Genomic DNA, 9,468 nt, shown 5'->3' on the forward strand with positions numbered 1-9,468 from the left:
GGCTTCGCGCGGGCTCATCCAACTCGTCAGCGTCAGCGACGGATCGAGCGCCGCCGCCAGCCGGTCGCGCAAGGCGTTCGACAGGCGCAGCCGCTGGGCGAAGGCTGCCGAGGCTGGCGGATCATCGTCAAGCAAGGCCGCCAGCCTCAGGCCCGCATCCGGCTCGGCCATCAACTGGGCTTCGACCTCGACCAGGCCGGAAAGCCGCCCAAGGTTCTCCAGGCCGGGCGCGGCGATCGCCAACACGCCCGTCTCGGCCATCGCCGCAAGCGCCGCACGCGGGTCCTCGGCGGCCAGGAGCTTCAGCAGCTCCTTGGAGACACGTTCGGCCGCCAAGGCCGCCACAGGGCCCTTCAGGGCGGCGCAGGCGGCCAGCGCGGCGCGATCCGGCTCGCCGGCGCCGTACCAGGCATGGAAACGGAAGAAGCGCATCACCCGCAGATAGTCCTCGCGGATACGCGTCTGCGGATCGCCGACGAAGGCCACGCGGCCGGCGAGCGCGTCTGCGACCCCGATTCCCGTAGGGTCCAGGACCGCGCCGGCGCGATCGGCGTAGAGCGCGTTCATGGTGAAATCGCGCCGGCCCGCGTCCAGCGCCCAATCGTCGGTGAAGGCGACCACGGCATGGCGGCCGTCAGTGGCCACATCGCGGCGCAGGGTGGTGATCTCGAACGGCCGGCCGCCGCTGATCGCGGTGACGGTGCCATGGTCTATGCCGGTCGGCACGGCGCGCAGGCTGGCTGCGGCCAAAGCCGCGCTTACCGCCTGCGGCGTCAGCGTCGTGGCGATATCGATGTCGTCGACCTCAGCCCCCAACAGGGCGTTGCGCACCGCGCCGCCGACGAAGCGCGCGCATCCAGCGCCGCCCGCGGCCTCCAGCGCATCCATCACCGCGATCGTGCGCGGGTCGGCGATCCAGGCGGCGGCCAGGTTGATCATCGCTGCGGCCGCGTTTTCTCAAAGTGGCCAGGCGTCACCTGCCCGCTCGCGGTCGCTTCAGCCGGGACATAGACGTCGTTCTTGCCGGCGTGCGGGGCCAGCGCGGTGGCCATCAGCGACAGGCCGACGAGAATCGCACCGATCGCCACCAGCCAGGTCCACGGGGTCGCGCCCATCGGCCGTCCCGTGCGGATGGCCACATCGCGCCAGATGAACCAGACCACGAACGGCGCGGCCATCAGCAGCGCGCGCAAGGCGAGTTCCCTAAGCAAGCGCGGCCCCATAGAGCCGGCTATAGAGCGCCCGCAGCATGCCCGCCGTGGCGCCCCAGATGTAGCGGTCCTCGTGGCGCGCGGCGTAGAACGACCGCTTCTGGCCGTCCGGCGCCTCGCGGACCTCCTGCTCGTAATTGGCCGGGTCCATCAGGAAGCCGAACGGGGTCTCGAAGATGTCGGCCACCTCGTCTGGATTTGGCGTCAGGCTGAAGCCCTCGCGCACGAAGCCGACCACGGGGGTGATCAGGTAGCCGCTGCCGGTCTCATAGGGCGTCGACAGGCCGGCGAGCTCCACATAGTCGGGCTCCAGGCCGATCTCCTCGTGCGCCTCGCGCAGCGCGGTCTGCCAGGCGCTTTCGCCCGGATCGCGGCGGCCGCCCGGCAGGGCGACCTGTCCGGTGTGGCTGCGCAGCGCGTCTGAGCGCCTCGTCAGGATCACCGTGTAGCCATCGGCCCGCTCGACCAGCGGCACCAGCACCGAGGCCGCGCGCAACTCGCGTTGCGCCGGGCGCATGGTGGGATTGAGGTCGAAGTCGGAGTCCGCGCCGCCGACCGGGGTGTCGTCGCCGATTGGATCGAGGTGACGCGCGACCCAGGCGCGCAGGTCGCCGAGCGACTCGACGAACCTCACAGCGCCTGCGCCTCGGCGGGGCCGATCGGGAACCAGGCGCCGTTCGAGGCGACCTCGAGCATCGAGCCGTCGCGCTCTTCAGCCATATCCGCCAGCTCGTAGAACACCGGTCGCGCGATCAGCGCCTCCAGGCCGTTCCTCACATGAACATAGGGCCTGGGCTCTCCGGTTTGCGGATCGGTCTCCACGCGGATCGGGTTGTCCGGGCTGGCGTCGACCTCGTCGCCGACATTGGTCAGGAAGCGCAGCCCATCCCCGACCCGATCGACGCGCACGGCGATGAACGGCGCGTCCTCGACGACGATCTTCAGCTTCTCCACGGGCGTGACCAGGTAGTAGCCGTCGGGATCCTTGCGCAGCACGGTGGAGAACAGCCGCACCAGCGCCTCGCGGCTGATCCGCGCGCCCTCGTGCACCCAGCTTCCGTCCTTGCGGATGACGATGTCGATCTCGCCGGAGACCGCCGGATTCCACAGGTGGACCGGCGGCAGGCCGCGGCCTGGAGCCTGGGCCCTGGCCGCGGCGATCACCCCGTCCAGTCCCGGGCGGCTGTCGGATTCGCTCATGACGCGGAATCTAGGCCTGAGCGGGGCCAGCCTCAAGCTTGCGGGCGAGCGGATGGGCGCGAACAGGCCCGGCAAGCTCGGCGGCGGCGTCCGGGCGAAGGGCGCGAACCAGGATGCGGCGCGGATCGACGGGTCCCGGCAGGGTCACGCGGCCATGCGGGACGACGGCGAAGTCCAGCCGGCGGAAGTAGGGCTCGTCACCGACCAGCAGCACCGTATCGAAACCGGCGTCGGCCGCGGCCTGCGCCGCGCGCTCGACCAGCGCCCCCCCGGCGCCATGAAGCCGCGCCGCCTCGTCCACAGCCAGCGGCCCCAGGAAAATTACCGGTCGACCCCCGACATCGACCAGCCACTGGCGCACGACGCCGACCAGCTTGCCGTCCTCCCAGGCGCAAAACGACAGATCGTGCCTTGGCGCGGCGAATTCGCGGACCCGTTCGGAGACCTTGGTGAAGCGTCCGGGGCCGAACGCGCGGTCGATCAGCGCGTCGACGGCGGCGGCGTCCTGCGGCCGCTCAGGATTGATGAGCAGCTCAGGCTGCCGGAGAGAGGTGGCGGTCATCATTTTCAGGGAACTGCATGGCGAGGGTGCGACAACGCGCGGCCGCGCACTTGGCGCCGCCGCAAGCGGACAGTTTCAGGCGAGAACGCCTTGCGGGCGTCCGTATCGTCGTTGGCGTCGCATCGCTTGAAGCGCCTCGCAGGCAAAACGCAGCAGGGATGCGGCGCATAATGCCCAGCGTCCCCCAGGTCAACGTCGCGATTGCACGGGCCGCCGGCTCGCCCCAAGCTGGGTCGCCTATGTCCCCCAACCCCGAAAACGCGCCTACCGTAGCCGAGCTGCTGCGCCAACGCGGCTTCATGCTGTTGTGGGGTTCGCGCGTTACGTCGACGATCGGGGTGCAGATCCAGAGCGTGGCGCTGGGCTGGCAGGTCTACGAGACCGCTCGCCTGACCATGTCGGTCTCGGAATCGGCGTTCTGGGTCGGCATGATGGGGTTGGCGGCGTTCGTGCCGGTGTTCCTGCTGGCCCTGCCGGCCGGCGAGACGGCGGATCGGCACGACCGCAAGCTGGTGCTGCTGATCTGTTACGCCGGCGAGATCGCCACCGCCGGCCTGCTGGTGGCGGCGAGTTTCTACGGTTTCGTCAGCCTGCCGCTGCTGATCGGCGTCGCGGCGCTGTTCGGGGTGGCGCGCGCCTACACCGGACCCGCTGGCGCGTCCCTGGCGCCGATGCTGGTGCCGCGGCGCCTGTTGCCGCGCGCCATCGCCTGGAATTCGCTGGCCTACACCAGCGGCGCGGTGGCCGGCCCGGCGATCGGCGGCCTGCTGCTGGGCCTGTCGCCGACGGTCGCCTACAGCGCCACCTGCGTGCTCTACCTCGCCGCCGCCCTGACGCTGTCGCTGATCCGGCAGAACACCAAGCCCGAGGTGCAGCCAGGGTCACGTTGGGCGCTGATCAAGGAAGGCCTCGCCTACGTCTGGGGAAACAAGATCGTGTTCGGGGCGATCTCGCTGGATCTATTCGCCGTGCTGTTGGGCGGGGCGACGGCGTTGCTGCCGGTGTTCGCCCGCGACATCCTGCACGTTGGCGCGCAAGGCTTCGGGCTGCTGAGGAGCGCGCCGGCGATGGGCGCAGCCTTGGTCGCGGTGGTGCTGGCCACCCGTCCCATCCGCCGCCACGCCGGGTTGTTCCTGCTGGGCGGCGTTGCGCTGTTCGGCGCCGCCACCCTGGTGTTCGGCCTTTCGCGCTCGATGCCTCTGTCGGTTCTGGCGCTGGCGGTGCTGGGGGGCGCGGACATGCTTTCGGTGTTCGTGCGCCAGACGCTGGTCCAGCTGGTGACGCCCGACCACATGCGCGGGCGTGTCTCGGCGGTCTCGTCGCTGTTCATCGGCGCGTCGAACGAACTCGGGGACTTCGAGAGCGGGATCGTCGCGCGCTTCGTGGGCCCGGTGGGCGCGGCGCTGTTCGGCGGCGCGGGCTCGATCGCCATCACAGTCATCTGGGCCAGGCTGTTCCCCGGCCTGCGCAAGTTCGACACGCTCGGCTAGGGCCGAGCTAGACGGGGAATCCTCGCGCGCCCAGTCGCTCGCGGCTTGCGTCGCGGATCGCCGCCCAGTCCTCGGCCAGCAGGCCCAGCCCGACCACGTCGACGAGTTCGCCGCTCTTCAGGGCGTGGCGACGAAACAGGGCCTCGCGCACGAAGCCGAACTTCTCGTGCATCTTCCAGACCGGTTCGTTGTCGACGAGCACCTCGCACCACAGCTTGGCCAGGCCCAAGCCGGTGAAAACCTGCTCGATCATCCAGTACTCGACGAAGGCCCCGATCCCGCGCCCGCGCACCCGCTCCTCGGCCAGGTAATAGGCCCAGGTGGCGCGTCGGGTTGTGGCGTCGATGTCGGCGAGGTTGGCCAGACCCACCGGCGCGCCGTCGAGCTCCACCACCCAATAACGGCGGGACGGGTCCGCCAGCGCTTTCGCATACCAGGCGTCATGCTCGGCCTGGGAGATTTCATGGTCGGTGTACATCCAGCGGCGGATCTGCGGCAGGTTGCGCCAGGCCAGCAGCCGCGCGCTGTCGTTCAGCGACGCGGGGCGCATGACCACGTCGATGGCCGCACTCCGCCTCACGCCGCCGCGCCGCCGATCACCACGCCTGGCGGCGGCGGAATGTCGTCGGGCACGAAGAAATCAGGCATCAGCGGCTGGGTGTCGTCCACCCGGTAGCTTTCGAAATCTCGCACGCCTTCAGCGTACAGGAACGTGTCGTCGATCAGGAAATTGCCGGTGAAGCTCCGCGCGTCCTTGATGAACACCGCGTGCGCTGCATCGGCCATGATCTGCGGCGCACGGCAGTGGGCTAGCCCCTCCTCGCCGGCCGCCAGCGCGAACCGCACAGCGGCGGTGGCGATGATGGTGCGCGGCCACAAGGCGTTGAACGCGATGCCGTCGGCGCGGAACTCCTCGGCCATGCCCAGCATCGCCAGGCTCATGCCGTACTTCGCCATGCTGTAGGCGACGTGGCCGCCGAACCACTTGGGGTTCATGTCCAGCGGCGGCGACAGCGTCAGGACATGCGGATTGGCCGCCCGCTTCAGGTGCGGGATGCAGGCCCGCGAGACCAGGTACGTGCCGCGCGAATTGATCTGATGCATCAGATCGTAGCGCTTCATGTCAGTGGCCAGCGTGCCGGTCAGCGAGATGGCCGAGGCGTTGTTCACGCAGATGTCGATGCCGCCGAAGCGCGCCACCGCCTGGGCGACGGCTGCATCCACGCTGGCCTCGTCACGCACGTCGACGATCAGCGGCAGGGCCTGGCCGCCGTCGGCCTCGATCTCCTCGGCGGCGGTATAGATGGTGCCAGGCAGCTTCGGATGCGGTTCGGCGGTCTTGGCCGCGATGACCACATTCGCGCCGTCCTGGGCGGCGCGCAGAGCGATGGCCAGGCCGATACCTCGGCTGGCGCCAGTGATGAACAGGGTCTTGCCGGCGAGGGTCTGCATGGCGCGCGCCTTATGCGACTCGAGTGAAGTCGGGCGCCCTGCGCTCGGCGAAGGCGGCGAACGCCTCCTTGGCTTCCGCCGAGGCGAGCTGCTGGGCGAAATAAACCGCCTCCTCGTTCATTTGCGCGGCGATCGCGGCCTGATCGATCATCAGCGCCTTGGTGGCGCCGACGGCGGCCCTGGGACGCTGGGCGATCTGTTCGGCGGCGGCGGTGGCGCGCGCCAGCAGGTCCTTGACCGGCACGGCGGCGTTGGCGAGGCCCCAGGCGGCGGCCGTGCGTCCGTCCACCGGCTCGCCCAGCACCAGCATGGAGAACGCCCGGACATGGCCGATGCGCTGCGGCAGCAGCATGCTGGAGGCTGCCTCCGGCACCAGGGCCAGGTTGACGAACGGGGTGGTCAGCAGCGCGTCCTCGGCGATGAACACCAGGTCGCAGTGCAGCAGCATGGTGACGCCGACGCCCACGGCGCGGCCCTGCACCGCGGCGACCAGCGGGATCCTGGCCCGGCTGAGCGCGCCTAGCATCGGGTTCTCGTCGGCGCGGGCTGTCGCTTCGCCCTCGCCCGCATTGACCTTGGCGAAGTCCCCCAGATCGTTGCCGGCGCAGAAGATGTCGCCCGCCCCAAGCAATAGCACGCAGCGCACCTGCGGATCATCGGCCGCGCCGTCGATCGCCTCGCCGATTGCGCGGTACATGGGCGCGGTAATGGCGTTCTTCTTTTCTGGGCGATTGAGCGTCAGCGTGAGCACGCCGCCCGCCTTTTCGATCAGCACATGTTCGGTCATCGCGGGCTCCTGGAGATGCGGTCTGGCGTGAACGTTACGCTGTCGCGTGGTACCAGGCCACGCCGTTCGCATCGGTTTCGCGCACCGCCAGGCCACGCCCGATCAGGCAGTTCAGATGCGCCAGGCTTTCGCCGGTGGCCATGCCCAGCAGGCCTGGCGTGATCTTCGCCCTGAACAGCGCCGAGAAGCAGTCCACGGCGCGTTTCGGCTCGCGCAGCAGGTCCTGCAGCCGTAGCAGCCCCTGCTCATGACCGCTGATCAGATGGTCGATGCGCGCGTGCAGGCCGAAGAACGGGTCGTTGTGCGCCGGCAGCACCAGCACCTCGTCGCCGACCTGCGACTTGATCCGCGCCAGGGACGCCAGCCACTCGCTCAACGGATCGGCCTCGGGCTCGGTGGGAAACACCGAGACATTGGAGGAGATGCGCGGCAGCACCTGGTCGCCGCTGATCATCAGCTGCAGGTCGGGGCAATGCAGGCAAGCGTGCTCCGGCGAATGGCCCGACCCCACGACGACGCGCCAGCGATGGTCGCCGATCATCATCTCTTGGCCATCCACCAGCCGATGGAAGCTGTCGGGCAGCACGTGCATGTACTTGCCGAATGTGCCGAAGCGCGTGCGGTAGGTCTCGAGCGAGTCCTCATCCCATCCGGCCCCCCGATAGAAGCGCAGGGCGTCAGAGGGCGCCTCGCGGCCGGTGTCGGCGCTCAGGCTGCGGCACGACAGGTACTCCAACCGGCTCATCCACAACGGCACGTCGTACTTGCGGGTCAGCCAGCCGGCCATGCCGACGTGATCGGGATGCATGTGGGTGACGAACACCCGAGTCGCCGGTCGCTTGCGCAAAGGCCCGTCAAACGCGTCACGCCAGGCGTGCATGGTCTCGGCGCCGCCCATGCCGGTGTCGACAATCGCCCAGCCACCTTCCTCCGCGATGGCCCAGACATTGATGAATCCCAGCGGGCCGCCCAGCGGCATACGCAGCCATTTGACCCCGGCGGCGATGTCGATCGCCTGACCGTCCTGCGGCCCTTTCTCGAAAGGATAGTTCAGCGTCGGCGCGGGACGTTCCCGCGCCGTGGTTTCTGAAACATCGCTCATACGCGCCCCCGCCTGCTGGTCGACCGCAACACTCGACCCTAGGGGCGCGTCGCGCAAACCCCTATGCGCCGCTGAGCCGCAGCTTCGCCCAGCTTTCGCCGGGTTCGGCCATCATCTTGACCAAGAGGAACGCCCGGCGCAGATGTGCCGCCAGAGGAACACCAGGAGTTTACGAGACCATGAGGCCCATCGGAATCGGCGTGGCCGCCGCCCTCCTGCTCGCCGCACTGGCGCCCGCAGCAGTGCTTTCGGCCCCCAAGAAGGCTCCAGAGATCAGTGAAGAGTCCCGCAAGACGGGTATGGCGGAAGCCCCCGCCGCGGCCCAAGCCGCCGGCGTCGCCTGCCAGGTCGCCGACGCGCGCCTGATCGGCAAGTCGGCGGACAAGAAGACCAAGGTCTCGACCAACTTCTATGAGGTCGATTGCGCCCAGGGCATGGGTTACGTGATCCAGGCCGCCAGCGACGCGACGCCGGTGGCGTTCAGCTGCATCGAAGCGAACACCATTCCCGAGGGCGCCAAGGAAGCGCCCGCGCCGTGCAAGCTGCCTGGCAACGCCGATCCCAAGGCCGATCTGGCGCCGCTGCTGACGGCCGCGGGCTCGACCTGCACGCCGACCCAGGTTCGCGGCATCGGGCGCAGCAAGACCAGCACCTACGTCGAACTGGCCTGTCAGGACGGCTCAGGCCAGGTTCTGGTGGCTAGCGCGCCGCTGGACACCACCAAGCCGGCGACGGCCCAGAACTGCCTGATGTTCGATGACGCGACCACCAACATCAAATGCACCCTCACCGACCGGGCCGCGCGTCTGTCGGTGGTCGATCGCTACGCGACGGAATCCAAGAACAACTGCGCGGTGAAGGACCGGCGCTTCGTCGGCGCCACCCGTGATGGCGCCTCGTTCTTCGAAGCCGCCTGCCAGGACGGCAAGGGCTATATCTTCAAGTCCGACAATCGCGGCGCGCTGACCCAGACCATCGAATGCGCCAAGGCCATGGGCGTGCTCGGCGGCTGCACCCTGACCGACGCCCGTCAGGCGGCGACCGAACAGGCGGGCCTCTACACCCGGCTCGCCAAGGCCTCGGGCGTCAACTGCGACGTCGAGAAATACGCGGCCTTCCCGGCCCCTCCCGGCAAAGACGTCGTCGAGCTGGTCTGCAAGGGCGGCGCGCCTGGCGGCGTCGGCGTCTTCGACTCCACCGGCAAGGGCGTGGTCTACGACTGCGGCCACTCGCTGGTGGCGGGCTTCAAGTGCGGCCTGAACTCGCAGACCAGCGCGTCTGCGGCGCTCACCGCCGACCTGCGCAAGTTCGACCAGAAGACCTGCGTGGTGAAGGACAGCCGCCTGGCCGGCAAGACGCCCAAGGGCACCCTGTTGCTCGAGGTCTCCTGCACCGACGGCTACAAGGGCTACATGATCGAGTACACCGCGACGCCGGTGAACGCGGTCGCGGCGACGAGCTGCGCCTTCGCGGCCGGCTGCAAGCTGCCCGGCAACACCTGATCGGCCGGCCTTAGGTCGCCCCATCAAGGCCCGCGAGGTTAGCGCCTCGCGGGCTTTTTGCTGGGAGTCACGCAAGCCGCCTTCACCGCCGCCCATTCGGTGGGCGTGAAGGCCGCGGCGCCGGGTTTGGCGCGGGCCTGGGCGACCTCGGCGCGCTGGCGC

Annotated in this window: 11 protein-coding genes; 2 read left to right on the plus strand and 9 right to left on the minus strand. The window is 69.3% G+C overall.

Annotation, left to right across the window (positions count from 1 at the left end; all coding sequences use genetic code 11):
- From Q8M88_RS08580 to Q8M88_RS08600, 5 genes are all read right to left on the minus strand, one after another.
- Nucleotides 1-939, minus strand: a 939-nt coding sequence (locus Q8M88_RS08580) for a CCA tRNA nucleotidyltransferase (RefSeq protein ID WP_305596373.1), incomplete at its 3' end; no start/stop codon positions are given.
- Nucleotides 936-1,193 (minus strand): hypothetical protein, encoded by a 258-nt coding sequence (locus Q8M88_RS08585; RefSeq protein WP_305596375.1) that lies wholly within the window; start codon nt 1,191-1,193, stop codon nt 936-938. The genes Q8M88_RS08585 and Q8M88_RS08580, both read right to left, overlap by 4 nt.
- 10 nt (nt 1,194-1,203) lie before the next feature.
- Nucleotides 1,204-1,845 carry a CoA pyrophosphatase gene (locus Q8M88_RS08590; protein WP_305596377.1) on the minus strand — a complete coding sequence of 214 codons (642 nt, stop codon included), beginning with the start codon at nt 1,843-1,845 and terminating at the stop codon, nt 1,204-1,206.
- The gene (locus Q8M88_RS08595; protein WP_305596379.1) at nt 1,842-2,411 is read right to left on the minus strand and encodes a DUF1285 domain-containing protein; all 570 of its coding nucleotides are present in this window, start codon (nt 2,409-2,411) and stop codon (nt 1,842-1,844) included. The genes Q8M88_RS08590 and Q8M88_RS08595 overlap by 4 nt, the downstream gene beginning before the upstream one ends.
- A gap of 10 nt (nt 2,412-2,421) precedes the next feature.
- Nucleotides 2,422-2,973: a GNAT family N-acetyltransferase gene (locus tag Q8M88_RS08600; RefSeq protein WP_305596381.1), complete on the minus strand. Its 552-nt coding sequence runs from the start codon at nt 2,971-2,973 to the stop codon at nt 2,422-2,424.
- 239 nt (nt 2,974-3,212) lie between these two features.
- On the opposite strand from Q8M88_RS08600, the gene Q8M88_RS08605 reads away from it, so the two are divergent.
- Nucleotides 3,213-4,463 carry an MFS transporter gene (locus Q8M88_RS08605; RefSeq protein ID WP_305596383.1) on the plus strand — a complete coding sequence of 417 codons (1,251 nt, stop codon included), beginning with the start codon at nt 3,213-3,215 and terminating at the stop codon, nt 4,461-4,463.
- Nucleotides 4,464-4,470: 7 nt separating this feature from the next.
- Here Q8M88_RS08605 and pseH read toward each other — a convergent pair whose 3' ends face one another.
- From pseH to Q8M88_RS08625, 4 genes are read right to left on the minus strand one after another with little or no spacing between them, the layout of a single operon-like run.
- The gene (pseH, locus tag Q8M88_RS08610; RefSeq protein ID WP_371132653.1) at nt 4,471-5,043 is read right to left on the minus strand and encodes a UDP-4-amino-4,6-dideoxy-N-acetyl-beta-L-altrosamine N-acetyltransferase; all 573 of its coding nucleotides are present in this window, start codon (nt 5,041-5,043) and stop codon (nt 4,471-4,473) included.
- Complete coding sequence (locus Q8M88_RS08615) at nt 5,040-5,915, minus strand: NAD(P)-dependent oxidoreductase (RefSeq protein ID WP_305596385.1); 876 nt, start codon at nt 5,913-5,915, stop codon at nt 5,040-5,042. The genes pseH and Q8M88_RS08615 overlap by 4 nt, the downstream gene beginning before the upstream one ends.
- Before the next feature lie 10 nt (nt 5,916-5,925).
- Nucleotides 5,926-6,702, minus strand: coding sequence for an enoyl-CoA hydratase-related protein (locus Q8M88_RS08620; RefSeq protein WP_305596387.1), 777 nt, complete (start codon nt 6,700-6,702; stop codon nt 5,926-5,928).
- A 34-nt stretch (nt 6,703-6,736) separates the two neighbouring features.
- Complete coding sequence (locus Q8M88_RS08625) at nt 6,737-7,804, minus strand: MBL fold metallo-hydrolase (RefSeq protein ID WP_305596389.1); 1,068 nt, start codon at nt 7,802-7,804, stop codon at nt 6,737-6,739.
- Between the two features lie 179 nt (nt 7,805-7,983).
- Here Q8M88_RS08625 and Q8M88_RS08630 point away from each other — a divergent pair, with 179 nt between their 5' ends.
- Nucleotides 7,984-9,306, plus strand: coding sequence for a hypothetical protein (locus Q8M88_RS08630; RefSeq protein WP_305596395.1), 1,323 nt, complete (start codon nt 7,984-7,986; stop codon nt 9,304-9,306).
- The last annotated feature ends 162 nt before the right edge of the window (nt 9,307-9,468 follow it).

Source organism: Phenylobacterium sp., from assembly GCF_030693805.1.
Lineage (GTDB): Bacteria > Pseudomonadota > Alphaproteobacteria > Caulobacterales > Caulobacteraceae > Phenylobacterium.

Bases quoted from the DNA above. Each gene is read 5' to 3' on its own strand.
- Q8M88_RS08625 (WP_305596389.1), bottom strand. From the start codon at position 7,804: ATGAGCGATGTTTCAGAAACCACGGCGCGGGAACGTCCCGCGCCGACG.
- Q8M88_RS08600 (WP_305596381.1), bottom strand. From the start codon at position 2,973: ATGACCGCCACCTCTCTCCGGCAGCCTGAGCTGCTCATCAATCCTGAG.
- Q8M88_RS08620 (WP_305596387.1), bottom strand. From the start codon at position 6,702: ATGACCGAACATGTGCTGATCGAAAAGGCGGGCGGCGTGCTCACGCTG.
- Q8M88_RS08630 (WP_305596395.1), top strand. From the start codon at position 7,984: ATGAGGCCCATCGGAATCGGCGTGGCCGCCGCCCTCCTGCTCGCCGCA.
- Q8M88_RS08615 (WP_305596385.1), bottom strand. From the start codon at position 5,915: ATGCAGACCCTCGCCGGCAAGACCCTGTTCATCACTGGCGCCAGCCGA.
- Q8M88_RS08605 (WP_305596383.1), top strand. From the start codon at position 3,213: ATGTCCCCCAACCCCGAAAACGCGCCTACCGTAGCCGAGCTGCTGCGC.
- Q8M88_RS08595 (WP_305596379.1), bottom strand. From the start codon at position 2,411: ATGAGCGAATCCGACAGCCGCCCGGGACTGGACGGGGTGATCGCCGCG.